General features: G+C 74.0%; 19 protein-coding genes. 10 read left to right on the top strand and 9 right to left on the bottom strand.

Features of this window, described 5'->3' with window-relative positions; all coding sequences use genetic code 11:
* The first annotated feature begins 146 nt into the window (after positions 1–146).
* A complete protein-coding gene (locus O2V61_RS05800) occupies positions 147–2,747 on the top strand; it encodes a bifunctional FO biosynthesis protein CofGH (RefSeq protein WP_269182366.1) in 2,601 nt (866 codons plus the stop codon).
* Positions 2,748–2,797: 50 nt separating this feature from the next.
* Complete coding sequence (locus O2V61_RS05795; protein ID WP_269182365.1) at positions 2,798–3,418, top strand: hypothetical protein; 621 nt, start codon at positions 2,798–2,800, stop codon at positions 3,416–3,418.
* 47 nt (positions 3,419–3,465) lie between these two features.
* Here the strand turns inward: O2V61_RS05795 and yczR are convergent, their stop codons facing one another.
* On the bottom strand, positions 3,466–4,848 hold the full coding sequence (gene yczR / locus O2V61_RS05790) for an aminotransferase-like domain-containing protein (protein WP_269182364.1): 1,383 nt from the start codon (positions 4,846–4,848) through the stop codon (positions 3,466–3,468).
* A 60-nt stretch (positions 4,849–4,908) separates the two neighbouring features.
* On the opposite strand from yczR, the gene yczE reads away from it, so the two are divergent.
* Positions 4,909–5,565 (top strand): membrane protein YczE, encoded by a 657-nt coding sequence (gene yczE, locus O2V61_RS05785; RefSeq protein ID WP_269182363.1) that lies wholly within the window; start codon positions 4,909–4,911, stop codon positions 5,563–5,565.
* Between the two features lie 88 nt (positions 5,566–5,653).
* Positions 5,654–6,625: a LacI family DNA-binding transcriptional regulator gene (locus tag O2V61_RS05780; protein ID WP_269182362.1), complete on the top strand. Its 972-nt coding sequence runs from the start codon at positions 5,654–5,656 to the stop codon at positions 6,623–6,625.
* A gap of 42 nt (positions 6,626–6,667) precedes the next feature.
* Here O2V61_RS05780 and O2V61_RS05775 read toward each other — a convergent pair whose 3' ends face one another.
* Complete coding sequence (locus O2V61_RS05775) at positions 6,668–8,593, bottom strand: glycosyl hydrolase family 28-related protein (RefSeq protein WP_269182361.1); 1,926 nt, start codon at positions 8,591–8,593, stop codon at positions 6,668–6,670.
* A 155-nt stretch (positions 8,594–8,748) separates the two neighbouring features.
* Positions 8,749–9,594, bottom strand: a complete 846-nt coding sequence (locus O2V61_RS05770; protein ID WP_269182360.1) for an SRPBCC family protein — start codon at positions 9,592–9,594, stop codon at positions 8,749–8,751.
* 134 nt (positions 9,595–9,728) lie between these two features.
* Here O2V61_RS05770 and O2V61_RS05765 point away from each other — a divergent pair, with 134 nt between their 5' ends.
* The 4 genes from O2V61_RS05765 to O2V61_RS05750 all read left to right on the top strand — a co-directional run bounded on the left by O2V61_RS05765 (position 9,729) and on the right by O2V61_RS05750 (position 13,668).
* Positions 9,729–10,178 (top strand): cupin domain-containing protein, encoded by a 450-nt coding sequence (locus tag O2V61_RS05765; protein ID WP_269182359.1) that lies wholly within the window; start codon positions 9,729–9,731, stop codon positions 10,176–10,178.
* Positions 10,179–10,220: 42 nt separating this feature from the next.
* On the top strand, positions 10,221–11,900 hold the full coding sequence (locus tag O2V61_RS05760) for a DUF885 domain-containing protein (RefSeq protein ID WP_269182358.1): 1,680 nt from the start codon (positions 10,221–10,223) through the stop codon (positions 11,898–11,900).
* Positions 11,901–12,291: 391 nt separating this feature from the next.
* A complete protein-coding gene (locus tag O2V61_RS05755; RefSeq protein WP_269171920.1) occupies positions 12,292–12,555 on the top strand; it encodes a WhiB family transcriptional regulator in 264 nt (87 codons plus the stop codon).
* A gap of 99 nt (positions 12,556–12,654) precedes the next feature.
* Entirely contained in the window at positions 12,655–13,668 is a 1,014-nt protein-coding gene (locus O2V61_RS05750) for an NADPH:quinone reductase (protein WP_269182357.1), read from the top strand.
* Here the strand turns inward: O2V61_RS05750 and O2V61_RS05745 are convergent.
* Entirely contained in the window at positions 13,665–15,200 is a 1,536-nt protein-coding gene (locus tag O2V61_RS05745; RefSeq protein WP_269182356.1) for a helix-turn-helix domain-containing protein, read from the bottom strand. The genes O2V61_RS05750 and O2V61_RS05745 overlap by 4 nt on opposite strands.
* A gap of 144 nt (positions 15,201–15,344) precedes the next feature.
* Here O2V61_RS05745 and O2V61_RS05740 point away from each other — a divergent pair, with 144 nt between their 5' ends.
* Positions 15,345–15,836 carry a nucleoside deaminase gene (locus O2V61_RS05740; RefSeq protein ID WP_269182355.1) on the top strand — a complete coding sequence of 164 codons (492 nt, stop codon included), beginning with the start codon at positions 15,345–15,347 and terminating at the stop codon, positions 15,834–15,836.
* Complete coding sequence (gene codB, locus O2V61_RS05735; protein ID WP_269182354.1) at positions 15,833–17,128, top strand: cytosine permease; 1,296 nt, start codon at positions 15,833–15,835, stop codon at positions 17,126–17,128. The genes O2V61_RS05740 and codB overlap by 4 nt, the downstream gene beginning before the upstream one ends.
* 95 nt (positions 17,129–17,223) lie before the next feature.
* Here codB and O2V61_RS05730 read toward each other — a convergent pair whose 3' ends face one another.
* The 5 genes from O2V61_RS05730 to O2V61_RS05710 all read right to left on the bottom strand — a co-directional run bounded on the left by O2V61_RS05730 (position 17,224) and on the right by O2V61_RS05710 (position 23,427).
* Positions 17,224–19,554, bottom strand: coding sequence for a LamG-like jellyroll fold domain-containing protein (locus O2V61_RS05730; protein WP_269182353.1), 2,331 nt, complete (start codon positions 19,552–19,554; stop codon positions 17,224–17,226).
* A 188-nt stretch (positions 19,555–19,742) separates the two neighbouring features.
* Positions 19,743–19,994, bottom strand: coding sequence for a Txe/YoeB family addiction module toxin (locus tag O2V61_RS05725; protein ID WP_269182352.1), 252 nt, complete (start codon positions 19,992–19,994; stop codon positions 19,743–19,745).
* On the bottom strand, positions 19,991–20,236 hold the full coding sequence (locus O2V61_RS05720; RefSeq protein ID WP_269182351.1) for a type II toxin-antitoxin system Phd/YefM family antitoxin: 246 nt from the start codon (positions 20,234–20,236) through the stop codon (positions 19,991–19,993). The genes O2V61_RS05725 and O2V61_RS05720 overlap by 4 nt, the downstream gene beginning before the upstream one ends.
* 39 nt (positions 20,237–20,275) lie before the next feature.
* On the bottom strand, positions 20,276–21,436 hold the full coding sequence (locus O2V61_RS05715) for an acyl-CoA dehydrogenase family protein (protein ID WP_269182350.1): 1,161 nt from the start codon (positions 21,434–21,436) through the stop codon (positions 20,276–20,278).
* A complete protein-coding gene (locus O2V61_RS05710) occupies positions 21,433–23,427 on the bottom strand; it encodes an ATP-binding protein (protein ID WP_269182349.1) in 1,995 nt (664 codons plus the stop codon). Before O2V61_RS05710 ends, O2V61_RS05715 begins: the two co-directional genes overlap by 4 nt.
* Between the last annotated feature and the right edge of the window lie 13 nt (positions 23,428–23,440).

The following is a 23,440-nucleotide window of genomic DNA, read 5'->3' as shown; positions in this document are numbered from 1 at the left end:
GACCCGGACGAGCTGGGGTTGAGCCGCGCCACGACGCGGCTCAACCCCGGCTCACGCGGCTCGACCCACCTCACCGACCGGCGGCACCGGCCCGGAACGGAGCCACGGAACGCGGTGGTCACACCGCGGGGTTAGCGTCGTCCGTGATGAGCACCGCCCTGCCCGCCCCGTCCGACTCCGCCCTCCGCCGTGCCCTGGTGCGCGCCGAGCGCGGGGTGACGCTGGACGCCACCGAGGCCGAGACCCTGCTGCACGCCCGCGGGCTGGGCGAGGGTGAACCGCTGGACCGGCTGCTGACCGCCGCCTCCCGGGTACGGGATGCCGGGCTCGCCTCGGCCGGGCGCCCCGGGGTGGTCACCTACAGCCGCAAGGTGTTCATCCCGCTGACCCACCTGTGCCGGGACCGGTGCCACTACTGCACGTTCGTGACCACGCCCGGACAGCTGCGCACGGAGGGCAAGGCCCCGTACCTGTCGCCGGACGAGGTGCTCGACATCGCCCGGGCCGGGGCCGCGCTGGGCTGCAAGGAGGCGCTGTTCACCCTGGGCGACCGCCCGGAGGAGCGCTGGCCGGTCGCTGCCGAGTGGCTGGAGGCTCACGGGTTCGACTCGACGCTGGGCTACCTGCGGGCGATGGCGATCCGGGTGCTGGAGGAGACCGGGCTGCTCCCCCACCTCAACCCCGGGGTGCTGTCCTGGGAGGAGATCCAGCGGCTCAAGCCGGTGGCCGCGTCGATGGGGATGATGCTGGAGACGACGGCGACCCGGCTCTGGTCGGAGAAGGGCGGCCCGCACTTCGGCAGCCCGGACAAGGAACCCGCCGTCCGGCTCCGGGTGCTGGAGGACGCCGGCCGCTCCGCCGTCCCGTTCACCACCGGCGTGCTGCTGGGCATCGGCGAGACCTACGCGGAACGGGTCGACGCGATCGCCGAGATCCGCGCCTCGGCCCGGCGGCACCAGCACGTGCAAGAGGTCATCGTGCAGAACTTCCGGGCCAAGCCGCGCACCGCGATGGCCGCGCACGACGACCTGGAGCTGCAGGAGTACGTGGCCGCGGTGGCGGTCACCCGGCTGATGCTGGGGCCGTCGGCACGGGTGCAGGCCCCGCCCAACCTGAGCGACTCCACCGAGCTGGCGCTGCTGCTGCGCGCCGGGGTCGACGACTGGGGCGGGGTCTCCCCCCTCACCCCCGACCACGTCAACCCCGAGCGACCGTGGCCGAACACCGACAAGCTCGCCGCGCTGAGCGCCGAGGCCGGGTTCACGCTGCGCGAGCGGCTGGCCGCCCAGCCCGGCTACGTCACCCAGCCCGAGCCGTGGCTGGACCCGCGGGTGCGCCCGCACGTCTCCGCCCTCGCCGGCGACGACGGCCTGGCGGTCGAGAGCCGGCTCCCGGTGGGCCTGCCGTGGCAGGAGCCGGACGAGGCCTGGACCTCCTCCGGCCGGGTCGACCTGCACACCGAGATCGACACCGTGGGCCGCACCGGTGACCGGCGCAGCGACTTCGACGCCGTCTACGGCGACTGGTCGGAGCTCCGCGAGGCGACCGTCGCCGCCCGCGACGGCTCCTCGACCGCGCTGACCGTCGGCGACCGGGAGGTGCTGGCCGCCCTGCTGCACGCCGAGCAGGACCCGGCCGGGCTCAGCGACGCCGAGTACCTGACCCTGCTCGGCGCCGACGGCTCCGACCTCGAGCACCTGTGCGCGCTGGCCGACGCCGTCCGCCGGGACGTCAACGGCGACGACGTCACCTACGTGGTGAACCGGAACGTCAACTTCACCAACGTCTGCTACACCGGGTGCCGGTTCTGCGCGTTCGCCCAGCGCCGCACCGACGCCGACGCGTTCACCCTGTCGATGCAGCAGGTCGGTGACCGGGTGGACGAGGCCTGGGCCGGCGGGGCGACCGAGATCTGCATGCAGGGCGGCATCCACCCCGACCTGCCCGGCACCGCCTACTTCGACCTGGCGCGCGAGGTGAAGTCCCGCCGTCCCGACATCCACCTGCACGCGTTCTCCCCGATGGAGGTGGTCAACGGGGCCGCCCGCACCGGGCTGTCGTTCCGCGACTTCCTCACCGCGGTCAAGGAGGCCGGCGTCGACTCCCTGCCCGGCACCGCGGCGGAGATCCTGGACGACGACGTCCGGTGGGTGCTCACCAAGGGCAAGCTGCCGACGGCGACCTGGCTGGAGATCGTCGAGACGGCGCACAGCGTGGGCCTGCCGACGACCTCGACGATGATGTACGGCCACGTCGACACCCCCGCCCACTGGGTCGCGCACCTGCGCACCCTGGCCGCCCTGCAGGACCGGACCGGCGGGTTCCGGGAGTTCGTGCTGCTGCCCTTCGTGCACCACAACTCGCCGATCTACCTGGCCGGCGTGGCCCGGCCGGGGCCGACGAACCGGGAGAACCGGGCGGTGCACGCCGTCGCCCGACTGCTGCTGCACGGCCGGATCGACAACGTCCAGACCTCGTGGGTGAAGCTCGGCGACACCGGCACCCAGGCGATGCTCAACGGCGGGGCCAACGACCTGGGCGGCACGCTGATGGAGGAGACGATCAGCCGGATGGCCGGCTCGGGCAACGGGTCGCTGAAGACCATCGCCGAACTCGAGGCGATGGCCGCCGCGATCGGCCGACCGGCCCGCCAGCGGACGACGGACTACGGCACCCCGAGCGCCGAACGAATGGCGACCGCCCGCACCGACGAGGGCCGACGCGCCCTCACCCTGAAGCTGCTCTGACCGCTCGGGCCCGTAGCCTCCCCCCTCCGGGACGACGAAGGAGCGGCGGCATGCGACGAGCAGCGGCGCTGAGCGGCCGCCTGCTGGCCGGCGGGGTGCTGGCCGGCGGGGCGCTGGCCGGTTGCGGCACCGGAGGCACAGACCCGGGGGACGCGCTCGACGTGTCCCTCGACGGCTTCGTGGCGGCCGCAGAACGGCCGACCCCCGCGACGCTGTGCGAACCGGACCCCACGGCCACGGCCAGCACGCCCCCGGGGCTGCCCGCCGGACTCGGCGACCCGGAGGCGGCGTACCTCCAGTCGGCGCCCACGACCGTCGAGGCGTACGTCTGGACCGCCGAGGACGCCGACGCGGCCCGGACCCTCGTCTCCGAGGCCACCGTTGCCGCGTCGGCCTGCACCTGGACTGTCACCCAGGACGTCGATCTCGACGGCGACGGAGTCACCGAGACGCCGGGGGCGCACGCCCAGCAGGTCGAGCAGTGGTCGACCGACGACTGGTCGGGGACGCGGATCGTCCGCACCGTCCCCGGGGCCGAGCAGGTGGACCGCCGGCTGGTGGCCGACGGTGCCGTCGTCCTGTTGGTGGTGACCCGGACGGACGGCGACGACCCCACCCTGCTGACCCCCGCCGACGACTACCTCGACGCGGTCGCCGAACGCCTCGCCTGACCCGGCGCGCGCAGACCTCCGGCAGCTCGGTCAGGCAGCACCGCCGGTCAGGCGGTCCAGCGGGACGGGGTGCGGCGGCTGTCCGCCCCGCTGGCCGTGCGCGCCCACGCCGCCTGCAGCACGGCGGCCACCTCGTCGGCCTGCTCCGGGGGCGCGCTCAGCGGCAGCCGCAGCCACCGGTCGGCGGTGCCGTCCACGGTGAACCGCGGCCCCGGGGTCACCCGCAGGCCGAGGTCCAGGGCGTGTGCGGCGAGCCGGGTGGAGCTCTCCCCCGGCAGCTGCACCCAGAGCACCGAGCCGGCCCGCGGCCGCACCACCCGCCAGTCCGGCAGCCGGGCGGCGAGCGCGCTGAGCAGCGCGTCCCGGGCGGCGGTCAGCCAAGCCACCCGGTCGGAGAGCACGTCGTCGGCGACGGCGAGCAGCCGGACGGCGACCAGCTGCTCCAGCACCGGGCTGCTGAGGTCGACGGTGCCGCGCGCCTGGGCGAGCCGGGCCAGCAGCGCCGGGTCGGCGCGCACCCAGCCCACCCGCAGCCCCGACCAGTACGCCTTGCTCATCGAGCCGAGCGTCACGACCCGGCGGTCGAGGCCGGCGAGCGCGGTGGGGCGGGCGCCGTCGAGCACGAGCTCGGCGAACGTCTCGTCCGTGGCGACCACCGGGGCGTCGAGGGCGGACAGCAGCGCTCGGCGCTGGCCGTCGTCGGCGAGCAGGCCGGTGGGGTTCTGCCCGTCCGGGGTGACCAGCGCGACGTCGGCCGCGGCGACCGGCAGCTCCCAGCCCTCGGTGCCCACCGGCAGCGCGACCGGCCGCAGGTGGTGGGCCGCGAGACAGTCCAGCGCCGCCGGGTAGGTGGGCTGCTCGACCAGTGCCCGCTGCCCCGGCCGGGTGACGGTGCGCAGCAGCAGGTCCCAGCCCGCCAGCGCGCCGTTGGTGACCAGCACCTGCTCCGGCTCGGTGGCCAGCCCCCGACCGGTCAGGTGCCCGGCGACCGCGGCGCGCAGCGCGGGCAGGCCGTAGGGGTGCAGGCCGTGGCCGGCCAGCAGCGGGCGCAGGTCGGCGGTGGCCCCGGCGACGGCGTCGAGCAGCTGGGCGGGGGCCGGTGCGGCCGCGATCGTGAGGTCCCGGACGACGGCCGGCTCCCCCGGGTCGGCGTCCGGGCGGACCGGCGCGGGCGACGGGAGGGTCACCCGGCTCCCGGCACCGGCCGCGCTGTGCAGGTACCCCTCGCCCCGGAGCAGGTCGTAGGCGGCGCTCACGGTGGTGCGGCTCAGCCCCAGCGCCTGGGCCAGCTGCCGTTCCGAGGGCACCCGGGCGCCCACCGACAGCCGGCCGTCCAGCGCGAGGCCGCGGATCCCGGCGGCGACGCCGGCGTAGGCGCGGCCGTCGCCCAGCCACGGTCCCAGGAGGTCGGCCAGCCGCTCGGTGTGCACCGGGCCATTGTCCGCGACTTGGCCCTGTCCGGACAGGGCCAAGTCGTCCAGGGTGGCTTCATGCGACTGATCGACCCGGTGCCCGCCGACCGCCGTCCCGCCCGGCTGGCACTGCTGCTGGGCGGGCTGGCCCTCTACGGCATCAGCGTCGGGATGATGCTGCGGGCCGGGCTGGGGCAGATGCCGTGGGGCGTGCTGGACCAGGGGGTGGCCGGCGTGCTGGGCGTCGAGGTCGGCACCGGCTCGATCCTGGTCGGTGCGGTGGTGCTGCTGCTGTGGGTGCCGCTGCACCGCAGGCCGGGCCTCGGGACGCTGTGCAACGTCGTCCTCATCGGGCTGTCCATCAACGCCACGCTGGCGCTGCTGCCCGCACCGGAGGCGCTCGCCGTCCGGGTCCCGCTGCTGCTGGCCGGGGTGCTGCTCAACGCGGTGGCCACCTGCGCCTACATCGGCGCCGGTCTCGGTGCCGGGCCACGCGACGGGCTGACCACCGGCCTGGCCGCCCGCGGCCACTCGGTGCGGGTGGTGCGGACGACGATCGAGCTCCTGGTGCTGGGCATCGGCTGGCTGCTCGGCGGGACCGTCGGCCTCGGGACGGTGCTTTACGCCGCCGCGATCGGGCCACTGATGCACAGCATGCTGCCGGTGTTCCGACTCCGCGACGGGTCGGTCTCGCCGGTCATCGTCCCCCCGGCCCCCACCGTCGCCCCCGGCTGACCGGCCGGCGCACGAGCGCACACCCCGCCCGCGACCGGTGCGGCACGATCACCGCACCACAGCGGGCGGGAGGACGGACGTGCCACGGGTGACCAGCGCCGACGTCGCCCGGGAGAGCGGCGTCTCCCGGACGACGGTGAGCTACGTGCTCAACGACAAGCACGGCGCGATGATCTCCGCGGACACCCGGGAACGGGTGCTGGCCGCGGCGGCCCGGCTGGGCTACTCCCCCTCGGCCGCGGCCCGGACGCTGCGCAGCGGCCGCAGCGACCTGGTGCTCTGCGTGCTGCCGAACTGGACGGTGGGCCCGATCCTGGACACCGTCCTCGACGAGCTCACCCGGGAGCTGGCCGACCGGCAGCTCTCGGTGCTGGTGCACCACGGCCGGGGACCACGCCCGCTCGCGGAGCTGTGGCGGGCGGTGACGCCGCGCGCCGTCGTCGGGTTCACCGACTTCGCGGCCGAGGACGCCGACGCGATGCGCGGGGCCGGCATCCAGGTGCTCACCACCTCCCTCGACGACGACCCGCACGCGGTGTTCGCCGTGCCGCAGACCCGGGTCGGGCAGCTGCAGGTGCGGCACCTGGCCGACACCGGGCACGTCCGGCTCGGCTGGGCCGCACCCGCCGAGCCCCGGCTGGCCGACTTCGCCGAGCGGCGGCTGACCGGGGTCCGCGCCGAGTGCGCGCGGCGCGGGCTGGCCGCCCCGGTGGTGCAGGACGTCGACCTGACCGTCGGCTCGGCAACCGACGCCGTCCGTACCTGGTCCAGCGCCGGGGTCACCGCCGTGGCCGCCTACAACGACGAGGTGGCGCTGGCCGTCCTGGCCGGCGTGCGCGCCTGCGGGCTGACCGTGCCGGGCGACCTCGCGGTGGTCGGCGTCGACGACGTCCCCGCTGCGCGGCTGAGCGACCCCGCGCTGACCACCGTGGCCCAGGACGCGACGGTGCAGGCCCGGGCGATCGCCGCCGCCGTCGCCGCCGCCCTGGACGGCAGCACGCCGCCGCCCTCCCCCGACCCGGCCCGGGTGCTGCGGCTCGTGGTGCGGGGCTCGGCGTGACCGGCGGGCCGGGGCAAGGCGCCCCGGCCCGCCGGCGACGAGTCAGCCCGGGTAGTCCACGACGTACTGCGGCGTCCCCTGGGTGCTGGCGTCCGACCGGCCCCCCACGTCGTCGACCACGTTCTCGATCACGCCGATCCCGTCCAGGTGGACGGTCATGACGTGGTGCAGCTGCACGCCCGGGGTGACCGGCACCTCGAACCCCGTCTCGGTGGTGATGCCGGGCTCGGCGTTGCGCTGGTAGCCGTAGACCCCACCGCCGTCCAGCCGGTGCTGCCGGACGTGGTCACCGACCTTGTAGCCGGCCCAGCCGAGCGTGCCGTCCGGCTCCTGCCAGTCGGCCTGCGACGGCGGGTCGTAGGGGATCTCGTTCTGGTAGAGCACGACCCGGCCGCGCTCGCCGTTCCAGATGGTGTTGTGCTGCTGGAAGTGCTCGACGAACAGGCCGGTGGCGGTGACGTCGTCACCGTTGACGACCACGCCGTTGCGCCCCACGTTGGTCCGCCACCGGTCGGTGTCGCCGTTGACGCCGACGGTGAAGTCCTCGACCCCGTGGTCGGCGCGCCACACCCAGGTGTGGTCGATCAGCACGTGGTCGCTGTTCACCTCCAGGGCGACGTCGGTCTTCCCGACGTGCGGGCCGCCGACCCGGAAGTACACGTCGGACAGCGTCGTCGGGTTCGCCGCGTCGGACCGCGACCGGCCCGTGCCGTCCCCCACCTGCAGCAGCACCGGGGACAGCTGGCTCCCGGCGTCGATGGTCAGTCCGGCGACGACCACGCCCGGCACGTCCTCGACCTCCAGCGGCGTGACACCGCGGGTGGCGGTGAGCGTCGCGTGCCCGATGCCCAGCACGACGGTGTCCGCCCGCTTGACCTTCAGGCTGTGCGCGACGTCGTAGACGCCGGGGGTGAACAGCAGGTGCCCGCCCCGGGCGAGCTGGGAGTTGATCCGCCCGAACCCGGTGTCCGGGGTCACCACGAGGAACTGCGACAGCGGGATCGTGCGCCCCGCCGTCATGCCCTCGTCCCAGCTCACGCCGCGGGTGTCGCGCTGGGCGTCCGGCACCCGGACGGCGTAGCGGCCACGCTCGTCCAGGAACAGGTAGGGCTTCTCCCGGCTCACCGGGGTGGTCTCCAGGGTGGTGTACGGCGGGGTCGGGAAGGCGGCGTCGTCCGGCGCGCCCTCGACGCCGGCGAAGACCTGGTTCCAGACGCCGTTGGTCCACTCACCGATCACGCTGTTGCGGGTGAACCACTGCTGCTGCGAGCCGTTGATGACGGTGCCGGCGGTCGAGTCGGCGATGAACCCGCCACTGGCGTACTGCGGCCCCGCGGTGCAGTAGTCCATCAGCGAGAGGTCGCCACCCTGCACCTGGACCCGGCGCATGGACACCGCCTGGGAGACGGCCCAGAAGTTCGTCGGCGCCCGGCAGCCGTCCTGCCCGGTGCCGTTGACCTGGATGGTCAGGTTGGAGACGGTGCGCCAGAAGTTGTTCAGCGCGATGCAGTTGTCCGGGGCGAGGCAGCGGTTGTAGGTCTCGACCTTGCCGTTGATCACGACGTCGGACGGCGAGGCACCGAGCCCGGAGATCTCCGTGTAGTAACCGACCTTGATCTGCAGCGGGTCGCTGTCGGTGCCGTAGGTGCCCGGCGCGAAGAGGTAGGCGTACCGCTCGGTGCCCATCTCGTCGTCGACCTGCTGGGCATGGGTGGCGTCGAGGGTGGCCTGGATCTGGTCGACCGGCATGCTCGGGTCGAAGACGGTGACGTTCGGACCGAGGTCGACGCTGCCCCCACCCGGTCGGTCGCCGGGCGGAGCGGCGCTCGCGGTCGCCGGGACGGCGGTGAACGCCAGGCCCAGGGGCAGGGCCAGGGCCAGCAGGCGACCGAGACGGTTCCCTCCGGCGGCGGGTGATCGCCGGCGGGGCGGGGACGGCGGGCGGGCAGGGACGCTGCGAGATGCCATGCGGAGGTCCTCGTCGTTGAGTGGGTGACACGTGTCACTGACTCGGAGGTTCGAGGAGCCCCACAGTGCTGTCAAGAGGTCGTCGGCGCGCCGGTCCGCACCACGACGCAGGGGCGGGCGGAGGGACCGAGTGGCCCCTCCGCCCGCCGCACAGGTCAGCGGGGGTGGCCGCCGGCGATCATCGGCTCCTCGCCGTCGTCACGTCCGGTCGTCGTGCCGTCCTCCTCGGCCGGGGTGACCCGGGCGCCGCCCTCGGGCTTCTCGACCACCACCTCGGTCCGCACCTCCTCCACCGGCGGCGTCGCTGCCGCCGGCCGCGTGGCGGTCACCGGTGGCGAGGCCGGCACCTCACCGGACCGCTCGGGCTGGGCGCCGCTCTCCTCGGACTGCGACCCGCTCTTCGAGCCGGCCATGGCCGCGCCGGCGACCGCCGCGCCGGCGACCGCGGCAGCCCCGGCGGCGACGGTCTTCGCCGAGACCCCCGCCTTGCCGCTGTCCCCGCGCGAGGACGCCGCCTCCTCGACGCCGGGCGTGCCGGCCCCCATGCCCGGCCGGACCGACCCACGCCACGCACCACTCGCGTAGCCCTCGTCCTCGATCAGGGACTTGAACTTCTGCAGGTCGGACTTCACCTGCCGGCTCACGACACCGAGCTTGTCGCCGGCCTGCTCCACCAGGCCCTCGGGCTCGTACTCCAGGGTCAGGTGGACGATCGTGGACGCGGGACCGGCCGGCTCGAACCGGACGGCGCCGGCGTTGGTCGCACCGCTGGTGGCTGCCCAGGCGATCTTCTGGTCCGGGACCTGCTCCAGGATCGCGGCGTCCCACTCCCGCTTCACCCCGCCGATCTCGGCCACCCAGTGCAGCCGCTGGTCACCCCGTTGCTGGACCTCCTTGACCCCGCCCATGAAGTGCGGGAAGTCCTCGAACTGCGTCCACTGGTCGTAGGCGGTGCGCACCGGGACGTCGACCTGGACGGACTCTTCGACCTTCGTGCTCATCGTCGTTCCTCCTCGTAGCAGGACGTGCTCTGGCTCACCCCCCTACCCGGTCACGTCGTGGATGCACGTCCCGTCCACCGGGAGGCCGATTCGGACAGGATGGGGACGACGTCCCGATCCGCTGGAGGAGCACCGTGACCCGACCGCAGCAGGACTTCCCCGACGAGTGGCACCAGCCGCTGCGCCACATCCGCGCCGGGGAGCTGTCCGAGGAGACCGCCCAGACCTCCGGGATGGCCCGGCGGGAGGCGATCTCGGCCGTGTCGGTCGGGGCCCAGCGGCTCTGGATGGGCGAGACCCACGTGCCTCCGCACACCGGCTCCGGCGACCACCACCACGGCGACTCGGAGACCGCGATCCACGTGCTGCGCGGCCACCCGGTGTTCGTCTTCGCCGCGCACGGCGAGGAGGTGCGGCTGCAGACCGGGCCGGGCGACTACGTCTTCGTGCCCCCGTACACGCCGCACCGCGAGGAGAACCTCAGCGACGAGGAGGCCGTGGTGCTGATCGCCCGCAGCAGCCAGGAGGCGATCGTGGTGAACCTGCCCTCGCTGCTGCCGCAGGGCGGCGGCGCCGACGACTGATCTCGGCTGCACGCGTGCGGGGGCGCAGCTAGCGTCCCCGGCGTGAGCGAGCCCGTGCGACCGCCGTCCCCCCTCGACCAGCTGGCCGACCGCTTCGTCGACGCCTACGCCGCCGACCAGCCCACCGTGGCGACCTACATCGGCGTCCCCGGGCACGACGACCACTGGCCGGACCTCACCCCCGGTGGGCACGCGGCCAGCGCCGACCTGCTGCGCCGCACGATCGCCGAGGTGCAGGCGATCGAGCCGGTCGACCGGCGAGACGACGTCGCCCGCAGCGCGATGCTCGAGCGGCTCGGCGCCGAGCTGGCGCTGCGCGACGCCGGCTGGACCCAGGCTGCGCTCAACAGCATGGAGAGCCCGCTGCAGGACTTCCGCACACCGTTCGACCTGATGCCGACCGAGACCGAGGACGACTGGGCCACCGTCGCCCGTCGGCTGACCGCCCTCCCCGGGGCGCTGGCCGGCTACGTGGCCGGGCTGACCGACGCCGCCGACCGCGGCAGGATCTCCGCGGCCCGCCAGGTGCGGCTGGCCGCCGGCATCGCCCGCCGCTGGGCCGGTGCCGCCGGTCAGCCCAGTTTCTACGCGGAGCTCACCGCCCGGGCAGAGGTCGGCGACGCGCTGCGGGCCGACCTCGAGCAGGCGGTGGCGGGGGTGGACGCGGCGCTCCTCGGGTTCGCCGACACCGTCGAACGCGAGCTCCTCCCCCGCGCCCCGGAGGACGACGGTGTCGGGCGCGAGCGGTACGCCCTGGAGTCCCGGTTCTTCACCGGCGTGGACCTGGACCTGGAGGAGACCTACGCCTGGGGCTGGGCCGAGCTGGCCCGGATCGTCGCCGAGAAGCAGGCGGTCGCCGAGCAGATCGCCCCCGGGCAGGGCATCGCCGGCGCGATCGCCGTGCTCGACGCCGACCCGGCCCGGCAGGTGTGCGGGCAGGACGCGCTCCAGGCCTGGCTGCAGGACACGGCCGACCGGGCGATCGCCGCGCTGGACGGCGTGCACTTCGACGTCCCCGGCCCGGTGAAGCGGATCGAGGGCCGGCTCACCCCCACCTCCGGCGAGGGCGTGTACTACACCGGCCCGACCGAGGACTTCAGCCGGCCGGGCCGGATGTGGTGGTCGCTGCCCGAGGGCGTCACCGACATGACCACCTGGCGGGAGACCACCACGGTCTTCCACGAGGGCGTGCCCGGCCACCACCTGCAGATCGGGCAGACCGTCCACAACGCCGCCCTGCTCAACCGCTGGCAGCGGCTGCTCTGCTGGTGCTCCGGGCACGGCGAGGGCTGGGCGCTGTACGCCGAGCGGCTGATGGGCGAGCTGGGCTTCCTGGACGACCCGGGTGACCGGCTGGGCATGCTCGACGCCCAGCAGCTGCGGGCCGCCCGCGTCGTCCTGGACATCGGCGTGCACCTGGACCTGCCCATCCCGCCGGGCCGGGCCACCGGTGACCGCTGGACCTACGACGTGGCACTGGCGTTCCTCCGCGAGCACGTCGACATGGACGACGCGATGCGGGTCGACGAGCTGCACCGCTACCTGGGCTGGCCCGGTCAGGCGCCGTCCTACAAGGTCGGCGAGCGGGTGTTCCTGACCTGCCGCGCACAGGCCGAGCAGCGCGCCGGCGGGGACTTCGATCTCGCGGCCTGGCACCGCGCCGTCCTGGACCTCGGTCCTCTGGGGCTGGGGCCGCTCGCGGCGGAGCTCGCCCGGTTCTGACCCCGCCGAGGGGTGGACGACCAGGGTCCGGTTCGTCCAGATCGAGCCGTACCGGCGGATCTCGATCTGGACGAACCGGATCCCCCCGGTGGGCAGAACCTGACCCTGGACACGGCGTGTCGGACTGATCTCCACATGCTCGTGAGGCGGGCGGGACAGCTGTGACTGGCGGGGTCCGGCGTCATCTGCCGGACATTTGACGCCTTGGGAACCACCCCCGTGTAATTCCCCTCGACGTCACCGACGGTGACGAAACGGCAACCGCGACCGCGGGACGCCGGAACGAGACGCAGGGGGACGCATCGTGATGGCTGACGTGACGTGGATGAGCGACTACCGGACTGCTGCTGCCGAGACGGCGCCGGTCACCTACGGCCAGGACGTGCTGGGCATGGCCGACGTCTTCGACGCCGGCTTCCCGGGCATGGACACCGAGGACCAGAGCTGGCAGGAGCGCGCCCTGTGCGCGGAGACCGACCCGGAGGCGTTCTTCCCGGAGAAGGGCGGCTCCACCCGCGAGGCCAAGAAGATCTGCACCGGCTGCGACGTCCGCGCCGAGTGCCTGGAGTACGCGCTGACCATGGACGAGCGCTTCGGCATCTGGGGCGGGCTCTCCGAGCGCGAGCGTCGCCGGCTGCGCCGCCGCGCCAGCTGAGAAAGGACCCTCCTGCCCCCCACCACTCGCAAGCTCGTGGCGGGACCCTGCAGAGGGGCCGACAGGCGTCAGTGCACAGCTGGCGGGTAGCAGGGGATCGTGCGAGCCATCACCTACACCCAGCCCGGCGGTCCCGACGTCCTGCAGCTCGTCGACCGCCCCACCCCCGACCCCGGCCCCGGTGAGGTGCGGGTGCGCCTGGCCTTCTCCGGCGTGAACCCCACCGACTGGAAGTCCCGCAGCACCGCCCAGCCCGGCCCCGACGGCCAGGTGCCCAACCAGGACGGCGCCGGCACGATCGACGCGGTCGGCGACGGCGTCGACCCCGTGCTCGTCGGCGAACGGGTGTGGATCTGGGAGGCCGCCTGGCAGCGGCCGCACGGCACGGCGGCCGAGTACACCGTCGTCCCGGCCCGGCAGACCGTGCTCCTGGGCGCCGACCCCTCCTTCGAACTGGGCGCCGCCCTCGGCATCCCCTTCCTGACCGCGCACCGCTGTCTCACCGTCGCCGAGTCGCTGCCCGACCGGCTCTCCCCCGGCTCGCTGAACGGCCGCACCGTGCTGGTGCAGGGTGGCGCCGGCGCAGTCGGCAACGCGGCGATCCAGCTGGCCCGCTGGTCCGAGGCCACCGTCATCGCCACGGTCAGCTCCCCGAGGAAGGCCCAGCTGGCCGCGCGGGCCGGCGCCGACCACGTCATCGACTACACCTCCCAGGACGTCGTCGCCGAGGTCCGCAAGATCGCGCCGGACGGCGTCGACTCGATCGTGGAGGTCTCCGCCGCCCAGAACGCGGCCATCGACGCGCAGCTGGTCGCGATGCACGGCGCGGTCGCCATGTACGCCGACGACGGTGGCGCCGAGGTGACCGTCCCGGTGCGCTCCCAGATGGTGCCCAACGCCCGCTGGCAGTTCGTGCTGGTCTACACCGAGCCCACCCGGGCCAAGGACATCGCGGTCGGGGACGTCAACGCCGCGGTGCTCGACGGCGCGATCCGGGTCGGGGAGGACGCCGGGCTGCCGCTGCACGTCCACCCGCTCGCCGAGACGGCGGCCGCCCACCAGGCGGTGCAGGACGGCGCCGTCGGCAAGGTGCTCATCGACGTCACCGCCTAGCCCGACCCCGGCCGACGGCGTCGCGGGTGCTGCTGGGCGATCCGTGCGTCCAGCAGCGCGCGGGCGCTGGTGGCGAGCACGAGGTGCTCGTGGGACGTCGGGTCGTCGACGGGGCGCCCCAGGAGCACCTCGATCCGGGCCAGCCGCTGGTAGAGCGACTGGCGCTGCACGTGCAGCGCCTCGGCGGTCCGGGTCTTGCTCCCGCCGTGCCGGAGGTGGACGGCCAGCGTCTCCACCAGGTCGCTGCCGTGCGCGGCGTCCCAGCTGAGCAAGGGCGCCAGCGCGTCGTCCACCAGCAGGGTCAGCGCCCGGTCGTCCAGCCGGCCCAGCAACCGGAACAGGGTGAGGTCGCGCGTCAGCGCGGTGCCCCGGCCGAGCAGCGTGGCCACCGGCAGGGCGTCGTGCGCCTCGCGCAGCGACCGGCCGGCGTCGGCGACCGGCACCTCCGGGCCGACGGTGGTGACCGCACCGGCCGACGGCAGGGCGCCCGCGAGCCACCCCGCCGGGTCGGGCCGGTCCGGGGCGGGCGGCACCGCGACGAGCCCCACGGCCTCGCCCCGGACCCGGTCGGCGAGCAGTTCCAGGTCGTGGGTCACCGCCACGCGGGTCCAGGTGGCCAGCACCTGCCGGGGATCGGGCGCGGACGCCGCGATGCCGAGCACCCGCGCGTCCGGCGAGGGGTGGAACCGCGCCAGCCCGGCGCGGACCAGCAGCTCACGCACCCCGGGGACGGCGTCGGCGAGCAGGTCGGCCAGCAGCGGCGCCGCCAGGTCTCCCGGCGACCCGGTGCCCGACTGCCCGACCGCCACCGCCGCCACGCTCGCCAGCCGGGCAGCCAGCACCCGCAGCCCGGGCAGGTCGGTGCCGGGCCCCGGCCCCAGGAGCACCGCCCCCCAGTCGACGTCCCAGATGCGCACCGGCGAGCTCGCCGCGGGCCGGCGGAGCAGCCGTTCGGTGGCCCGCTGGTCCCGCACGCCCGCTGCGGCGACCACCTGGCCGGACCGGGTGACCAGGGCGGCCGGGCCACCGGTCGCGGCGGCCGCGCAGCCGACCACCGCCGGGGTGCCGCCGCCGGCGGCCAGCTCGGCGTGCACCTGGTGCACCACCTGGTCGGCCATCCGCAGCCGCGGTGCGTCGGCGTGCAGGATCGCGCCGTTGGCCTCCTCGGAGATGCGGATGAAGGGGACGACCTGGCGCAGCAGGTAGAGCGGCAGACCCTGCCGGGCGGCCTCGTCCAGGATCTCGCCCGGCAGGTCGGGCAGCGACCGGCCCAGCTCCATCGCCACCGCCGCCACCCCGCGCGCGGCCAGCTCGCGGACCCAGTGCCGTCGGGCACCGGCGTCCGCCCCGGCCAGGCCGAGGCCGGTGGTGAGCAGCAGGTCCCCGGCCGAGAGCAGGGGGCCGATCTCGTAGATCTCGCTGGAGTGCACCCAGCGGACCGCCGCGCCGAGCTGGGCGGGCGGGACGGCGACCTCCGGCCTGGCCTGCCGCACCGACGGCAGCAGCAGGAACTCGGCCAGTGTCAGGGCCACGAGCAGCCTCCGGGTGGGACAGATCGTCATGGACCCGGGCGATGATCCCTGACGGTCTGCTCATTGCCCAGCGGTGTCGACAGGGCGACCCTCGTGCCGAGCCCGCCACCGCGCGGCGCCGGCACCACGAGGAGGACCACGCAGATGACCCCCACGCAGCACGAGCAGGACCAGGACCGCGCCTGGCTGGCGGTGGCGCTGGAGGAGGCCCGAGCCGGGCTGGCCACCGGCGGGGTGCCGATCGGTGCGGCGCTGATCGGCCCGGACGGCGAGGTGTGGGGCCGCGGCCACAACCGACGGGTGCAGGACGGCGACCCGTCCGTCCACGCCGAGACGGCGGCGTTCCGGGCGGCCGGCCGCCGGCCCTCCTATCGCGGCACCACGATGGTGACCACGCTGTCCCCCTGCTGGTACTGCAGCGGGCTGGTGCGCCAGTTCGGCATCACCCGGCTCGTCGTCGGTGAGGCCCACACCTTCTCCGGTGGGCACGACTGGCTCGCCGAGCACGGCGTGGAGGTCGTCGTCCTCGACGACCCGGGCTGCATCGACCTGATGACCGACTTCATCGCCGCCCAACCGGCGCTGTGGAACGAGGACATCGGCGAGGACACCGCCGCCGCGGAGGCGGCCCGATGAGCGCCAGCACCAGCCGCCGGGCGGAGTCCCCGCCCGACGCCGTCGACCCGGACTACCCGATCGACCCGGTACCGACGTCCGCGCGCCGGTCACTGTTCTCGCTGTCCGTCGTGCTGCTCGGGTTCACCTTCTTCACCCCGACGATGCTGGCCGGCGCGCAGATCGGGGCGGCCTTCCCGGCCACCAGCCTGATCTGGGTGCTGCTGCTGGGCAGCGCCGTCCTGGGCGGCTACGTGGCCGTCATCGGCGGGATCGGTGCCCGCACCGGGCTGACCACGGTGATGATGTGCCGCTACACGCTCGGCACGCGGGGGGCGAAGCTCGCCTCGCTGCTGCTCGGCGGCACCCAGGTCGGCTGGTACGGGGTCACCGTCGCCACCCTCGCCCAGCTCACCGCCAGTGCCCTCGGCTGGGAGGGGCGCGGGCCGGAGGTGGCGCTGATGCTGGTCGGCGGCGCGGTGATGGGCGCGACGGCCTACTTCGGCTACAAGGGCATGTACGCCCTGTCGCTGGTCTCGGTGCCGCTGCTGCTCGTGCTGGCCGGCTGGGTGACCTGGCGGTCGCTGGAGGAGGTGGGCGGCTGGAGCGGGCTCACCGCGATCGTGCCGACCGAGACGATGACCGTCGCCGTGGCGGTGACGATCGTCGTCGGCACCTTCGCCTCCGGGGGCACCCAGGCGCCGAACTGGACCCGCTTCGCGCGCACCCCGTCGGCGGGCTTCTGGGCCTGCCTGATCGCCTTCCTCGTCGGCCAGCTGCTGATGCTCGGCTTCGGGGCGGTCGGCGCCGTGGCGTTCGGCGAGGGCGACTTCGTGCTGGTGCTCTACCAGCTCGGCCTGGTCGGCTGGGGGCTGGTCTTCCTGGTGGCGAACCTCTGGACGACCAACGACAACACGGCCTACAACTTCGGCGTCGCCGGCGCTGAGATCGCGAACTCGCAGTCGAAGAAGCCGTTCGTGGTCGGCGGCGTCGTGCTGGGCACACTGCTGGCCGTCACCGGCATCTACGACAACCTCATCGACTACCTGGTCTGGCTGGGCATCCTCGTCCCTCCGCTCGGCGGCGTGGTGATCGGTGACTTCCTGGCCCGGTGGCGGGGTGGGATGACCGGGGCGACGGCGCTGCTGCCCGGCGTCGAGTGGCGCAACCTGGCCGTCTACGTGGTGGCCTCGCTCGCCGCCTGGGCGAGCAACGAGGCCGGCTGGGGCATCCCACCGGTGATCGGCGTGGTCGTGGCGGTGGTCGGGGTGCTGGCCGTGCAGCGCGGCCGGCGCCCGGCTCCGGTCGGCTGAGCCGGGGGCAGGACGACAGCGGGGGGTGCGGACCACGGTCCGCACCCCCCGCGGTGTTCAGCGGCCGGCCCGGGAGCGAGCCGGCCGCCGGGGGGTCACCGGCCGGCGACGGTGAAGGAGACGGTCACCGGATCGGCCGACCGGTCGCCCATGGACTGCCGGGCGACCAGCTCGTGCGTGCCCGGGCGCAGCGTCCCGAGGTTCGCCCGCCAGACGCCGTCCGCGCCGACGGTGACCGTGCGGTCGATGTTCGCCTCCACCGTGACGGTCGCCCCGGGCGTGCCGGTGCCGCTGGCCGTGACCGTCCGCGACAGGGTCGCGTCCGGCGCCGGGGTGGTGACGGTCAGCCCGTCGAGGTCCACCCGCGCGGTCAGCCACTCGTCCTGGCCGATCGGGTGGTCGACGACCCGGGTCTCCCCGATGCAGCCGTTCCAGCCGTTGGTGGCCTGGTCGTCGACCCAGTCGGCACCGAACAGCCACGGCATCGCGCCGTCCAGGCCGTGGCCCACGGTGTTCGAGGCGTTCCGCAGCACCGGCGCACCGTCGACGTACATGGTCGTGGTGGCTGTCGCCGGGTCGTTGACGACCGCGACGTGCACCCAGGTGTCGACCATGATCTCGCCCGACCACGCGGTGCGGTCACCCTTGGCGGTGTCGATCGGCACCTCGGTCCACTGGAACTCCTTCAGGTTCGACAGGCCGAGGGCCACCGGGGACGCCGTCCAGTCCCAGCGGGTGCGCGGCACGCCGATCTCCGAGCGGTTGCCCGACCGGACGATCGCCTTCATCCAGGCGTTGTCGCTCTGGGTCCAGCTCTCGTCGATCTTCAGGAACGTCTCGATCGTGTACCCGTCGGCCAGGGCAGCGGTGTTGACCGGGGCGTCCGACCGGGTCGTCAGGTAGCTGTACCGGTCGGTCTGCTTGCTCGAGTTGGCGAAGCAGACGGCCGCCCCGTCGGAGGAGAACGGGTTGGCGTCGTCGGTGAAGCGCACGTCACCGAGCTGGGCCGTCGGCGAGCCGGACTGTGCGATCGGGACGCGCATCAGGTTGTTCCGGTTGTTGCCGGCGACGTCGCGGATGACCCCGCCCTGAGCGACCACGCCGTGGCGCCCGTTCATCCGCCAGTGGGCGAGGGTGCCCTCCACGATCGGGTAGTCGGCCGTGGAGCCGGGCAGCGACGTGGTCACCGGTTCCGGGGCGACGAAGCCGTCGAGCAGGATGTCGCGGGCCGCCTGGGTGAGCGACGGCTCGTCCGCGGAGCCCGCGGTGAACGCGGGGTTGAAGCCGCCGAACCGCTGCTGGAAGTCGATGTCCACGGTGAACTGCTGGCCCGGGCCCTCCAGGAACGCCTGGTCGTAGGAGGTGAGCTTCTCCTGCGGCTTGGCGACCACCCACGGCGAGCCGGTCTGCACCGAGATCGTGTCGTTGGTGAGGTCGAACTCGAACAACCCGAGGTAGCCGTTCCCGCCCTCGTAGGCCATCTGGTAGTCCATCAGCACCTGGGTCACCGCGTGCCCGGCGTCGTTCTGCTTGACCAGCTGCGTCGCGCCGTGGAAGTGGCCGTTCAGCGTCATGAAGATCTGGTCGTTGCCCTTGATGAGCTGGTCCCACAGCCGCAGGCCGTACCCGGTCTCCTGCGGGGAGACGCCGTCGTCCTGGATGCCGATGACGTCGTGCGAGGTCAGGATGACCGGCACGGTCGGGTGCTGGGCCATGACCTCGTCGGCCCAGCGCAGGGTGGCGTCCGAGGCCCGCCAGGACAGCGCCAGCACCATGAACTGCTGACCCTCGGCCTCGAACACGTGGTACTGGTTCATCCCCGTCGGGTCGCTGCCGCCGTAGGTGGACTGCTCCGCGGCCCGGTCCGGGCCGAACCAGCGCAGGAAGGGCTCGGCGGCGAGGTCGTACTGGTCGTCGAACCGGTTGCTCGCCGAGTTCCGGACGTCGTGGTTGCCGGCCAGCACCGAGTACGGCAGGTCGGCGTCCTCCAGCGTCTGCATGGCGGCGTCGGCGGTGCGCCACTCGCCCTCGGTGTTGACCTGGTCGACGACGTCGCCGAGGTGGGTGACGAACGGGATGCGCAGCTCGTCGGCGTGCTCGGCCAGCCACTCGGTCTGGACGGCGAAGGGGTTGTTGCCGTCGCCGTACCGGTCGGGCCGCTCGAACTCCGACTCGGCGTAGCGGGAGTAGAACTGCGTGTCCGGCAGGACGGCGAGGGTGAAGCGGGAGGCCGGCTCGGTGGCCGCAGCCGCCCCGGGAACGGCATCGGCGGGTGCGGCCGCCGCCGGGCCGGCGGTGACCAGGCCACCGGCAGTGGCGAGACCGGCGACCGTGGCCGCCACCCCGACGCCGGCGACGGCCTGCAGGCACGTCCTCCGGGTGGGGGCGGCACCGCGGGGTGCGGGCCGTGATCTGAGCAGGTGCATGGGAGGTGCCCTTCGACGGTGCTGGGGGCGGTGGGTGGTCCCACTGCCCCCAGGCACGCTGTCGAGCGGCTGTGGCCGGCTGGTGTCCGCGCTGTGTACGCCGCACCAGCCGGACGTGAAGCATCTAGATCAACTTCCCGCCCCGGGACGTACCGGAACGGTGATGCCCTCAGTCCAGGCGCACGGGGTCAGTAGTGATAGCGAGCCTGCAGGACGACGAGGTCCTCGCCCTGAACGGTGTACACGAGCCGGTGCTGCTGATCGATCCGGCGCGACCAGCACCCGGAGAGATCTCCCCGGAGCCGTTCGGGCTTGCCCGCCCCCGCGCCGGGATCTCGCGTGGCCTCGTAGAGGAGGCGGTTGATGCGGATGAGCACCTTCCGGTCTCCCGCCCAGCTGGTGTGGTCCTCCCATCCGTGGGTGGTGAAGACGATCCTCACGGGATGAGCTCGTGCGGCTCCACTCGGCCGGCGGCCGCCTCGGCGAGGCTCTCCCGGAGGCGCCGCGCGTTCTCCGGCGACTGGAGGAGGTGCACCGTCTCCTTCAACGAGTGGTACTCATCAGCGGAGACGAGAAACGCCGTCCCCTTCTTCGACACGATCTCCACCGCGACCTGGTCGTCGTTCACCTCTTCGATGAGCGGGAACAGTCGTTGGCGGGCTTCGCTGGCGGTGACGGACACGAGACCTCCATCGGCAAGTGGTACGAGAAACTGTACTACTCAGCCGAGGCCGAGGGAGCGGGCGATGAGCATCCGCTGCACCTCGGACGTCCCCTCGCCGATCTCCAGGATCTTGGCGTCGCGGTAGAACCGGCCGACCGGGAACTCGGTCATGAACCCGTACCCGCCGTGCACCTGGGTGGCGTAGCGGGCGTTCTCCATCGCCATCTCCGAGCTGTACAGCTTGGCGATCGAGGCCTCCCGCTTGAACGGCTCGCCGCGCAGCATCTTCTCCGCCGCCCGGTAGTAGGCCAGCCGCGCGGTCGAGGCTCGCACCTCCATGTCGGCGATCATGAACTGCACCGCCTGGTTGCGGCCGATCGGCTGCCCGAACGCCTCGCGCTCCCCGGCGTACTTCACCGACTCGTCGACGCACCCCTGGGCCAGCCCGACGGCCAGCGCGGAGATCGCGATCCGGCCCTCGTCCAGGATCGAGAGGAACTGGGCGTACCCCCGCCCCTGCTCGCCCACCAGGTTCTCCGCGGGCACCCGGCAGTCGCTGAAGGAGAGCTCGCGGGTGTCCGAGGCATTCCAGCCGACCTTCGCGTACCGCTTGCCGACGGCGAGGCCCGGGGTGCCCGACGGCACGATGATCGCGGAGATCTCCTTGCCGCCGTCAGGCTTCGTGCCGGTGACCGCGGTGACGATGACCAGGTCGGTGATCTCGGTGCCGGAGTTGGTGATGAACGCCTTCGAGCCGTTGATCACCCACTCGCCGTCCTCGAGCCGGGCGGTGGTCTTCGTGGCCCCGGCGTCCGATCCGCCACCGGCCTCGGTCAGCCCGAAGGCGCCGAGCGCCTCCCCGGCGCACAGCCGGGGCAGCCACTGCTGCTTCTGCTCCTCGGTGCCGAACCGGAAGATCGGCATGGCGCCCAGCGACACCCCGGCCTCCAGGGTGATCGCCACCGAGCTGTCCACGCGGGCCAGCTCCTCCAGCGCCACGCACAGGGTGAAGTAGTCACCGCCCGAACCGCCGTACTCCTCGGGGAACGGCAGGCCGAACAGCCCCAGCTCGCCCATCTGCCGCACGATGTCGGTGGGGAACTCGTCGCGTTCGTAGAACCCGCCGATCTGCGGTGCGACGACCTCCACGGCGAACTCGCGGACCACCTTCCGCAGCGCCTCGGTCTCCTCGTCGAGCCGGTAGTCCAGCACGGTCACTCCTCCTCGCCGGGCGCCGGTGGGGTCACCACGGCCACCCGCTCGTCGAGCCGGACCGACTGGCCGGCCGTCACCGGGAGCTCGGTGACCGTCCCCGCGAGGGGGGCGGTCAGCACGTGCTCCATCTTCATCGCCTCGACGACCAGCAGCGGGGTGCCCGCCTCCACCTGGTCCCCGAGGGACACCTGTACGACCGTGACCGTGCCGGGCATCGGTGCGGACACCGCGCCGTCGGACCCGGCCGCCGTCCCGGCCGTCGCCAGCCGCTCGTGCTCGCGCAGCCCGACCGTGTGCCCGTCGCCGGCGAGCCAGACGGTTCCCCCGGCGTGCACCACCGTGTAGCGGGTGGTGACGTCGTCCAGGGTCACGCTGAGCTGGTCGCCGTCCCGGGCGACCCGGGCGGCCATCGGCTCGCCCTCCCCCACCCGTACCTGCGCGGCCGTGCTGCGGCCGCGCACCCGGACCGTCACCGGGTCCGCGCCAGGTGCCTGCAGCCGGCGGACCGTCCAGGCCGGCTCGCCGAGCCGCCACCCGGAGGTGTCCGCCCACGGGTCGACCACCACGCCGCGCGGCTCGCCCTCCGCCAGCAGCGCGAGCGCGGCCGCCGCGTGGACGTGCGGCGGGGTCGGGCGGGCCCCGGTCAGCGCCTCGCCGCGGCGCTCGATCAGCCCGGTGTCCAGCCGGCCGGCGACGACGTCGGGGTCGGTCAGCAGGTCGCGCAGGAAGCCAGTGTTGGTGGCCACGCCCAGGACGGCGGTGTCACCGAGGGCGGTGACCAGCCGCGCGCGGGCGGTCTCCCGGTCCGGGCCCCAGGCGACCACCTTGGCCAGCATGGGGTCGTAGTCGGTGCCGACGACGCCGCCGACCCGCAGCGAGCTGTCCACCCGGATGCCGGCGCCGGTCGGCTCGACCAGCCCGACGACCTCCCCGGCCTGCGGCAGGAACCCCCGCGCCGGGTCCTCGGCGTAGACCCGCGCCTCGATGGCGTGGCCGGTCAGCCGGACGTCGTCCTGCCCGATCGGCAGCCGCTCGCCGGCCGCCACCCGCAGCTGCAGCTCCACCAGGTCCAGCCCGGTGACGCACTCGGTGACCGGGTGCTCGACCTGCAGCCGGGTGTTCATCTCCAGGAAGAAGAAGTCCTGCGGGGAGTCGGCGTCCACGATGAACTCGACCGTGCCGGCGCCGGTGTAGCCGACCGCCCGGGCCGCCTCCACCGCCGCCGCGCCCATCGCCTGCCGTTGGTCCTCCGACAGCAGCGGGGACGGCGCCTCCTCGATCACCTTCTGGTGCCGTCGCTGCAGGCTGCACTCCCGCTCGCCCAGGTGGACCACGGTGCCGTGGGTGTCGCCGAAGACCTGCACCTCGATGTGCCGGGAGTGGCCGAGGTACCGCTCGACCAGCAGCGTGTCGTCGCCGAAGGAGCTGCGGGCCTCGCGGCGGGCACCGGCGATCTGCTCGGCCAGCTCGGCCGGGTCGCGCACCACCCGCATGCCCTTGCCGCCGCCGCCGGCGCTGGGCTTGAGCAGCACCGGGAAGCCCACCTCGACCGCGGCCCGGGCGACCGCGGCGTCGTCCATCCCCGGTTCGGTGCGGCCGGGCACGACCGGGACGCCGGCCGCGGACACGGTCTGCTTGGCCCGGATCTTGTCGCCCATCGCCTCGATGGCGGCGACCGGCGGGCCGATGAAGACGATCCCGGCCTTCTCGCAGGCCCGGGCGAACTCGACGTTCTCGGACAGGAACCCGTAGCCGGGGTGGACGGCCTGCGCGCCGGTGCGGCGGGCGGCGTCCAGCACCCGGTCGATCGACAGGTAGCTCAGCGCGGCCGGAGCGGGACCGATCGGCACGGCGACGTCGGCGAGCCGGGTGTGCAGCGCGCCGGCGTCGGCCTCGCTGTGCACCGCGACCGAGCGGATGCCCATCGCCCGCAGTGTCCGGATGACCCGGACGGCGATCTCACCGCGGTTGGCGACCAGGACGGTCTCGAACACGGCTCACCACCCC

It is taken from the genome of Modestobacter sp. VKM Ac-2985 (assembly GCF_026967925.1).
In the GTDB taxonomy this organism is placed as follows: domain Bacteria; phylum Actinomycetota; class Actinomycetes; order Mycobacteriales; family Geodermatophilaceae; genus Modestobacter.
Note: the sequence above shows the minus strand (reverse complement) of the source record. Positions and strands in the feature narration are given on the sequence as shown.

Excerpts from the sequence above, each read along its gene's own strand:
- O2V61_RS05800 (WP_269182366.1), top strand. The coding sequence starts at position 147 with ATGAGCACCGCCCTGCCCGCCCCGTCCGACTCCGCCCTCCGCCGTGCC.
- O2V61_RS05795 (WP_269182365.1), top strand. The coding sequence starts at position 2,798 with ATGCGACGAGCAGCGGCGCTGAGCGGCCGCCTGCTGGCCGGCGGGGTG.
- yczE (WP_269182363.1), top strand. The coding sequence starts at position 4,909 with ATGCGACTGATCGACCCGGTGCCCGCCGACCGCCGTCCCGCCCGGCTG.
- O2V61_RS05775 (WP_269182361.1), bottom strand. The coding sequence starts at position 8,593 with ATGGCATCTCGCAGCGTCCCTGCCCGCCCGCCGTCCCCGCCCCGCCGG.
- O2V61_RS05770 (WP_269182360.1), bottom strand. The coding sequence starts at position 9,594 with ATGAGCACGAAGGTCGAAGAGTCCGTCCAGGTCGACGTCCCGGTGCGC.
- O2V61_RS05755 (WP_269171920.1), top strand. The coding sequence starts at position 12,292 with ATGGCCGACGTCTTCGACGCCGGCTTCCCGGGCATGGACACCGAGGAC.
- O2V61_RS05740 (WP_269182355.1), top strand. The coding sequence starts at position 15,345 with ATGACCCCCACGCAGCACGAGCAGGACCAGGACCGCGCCTGGCTGGCG.
- codB (WP_269182354.1), top strand. The coding sequence starts at position 15,833 with ATGAGCGCCAGCACCAGCCGCCGGGCGGAGTCCCCGCCCGACGCCGTC.
- O2V61_RS05730 (WP_269182353.1), bottom strand. The coding sequence starts at position 19,554 with ATGCACCTGCTCAGATCACGGCCCGCACCCCGCGGTGCCGCCCCCACC.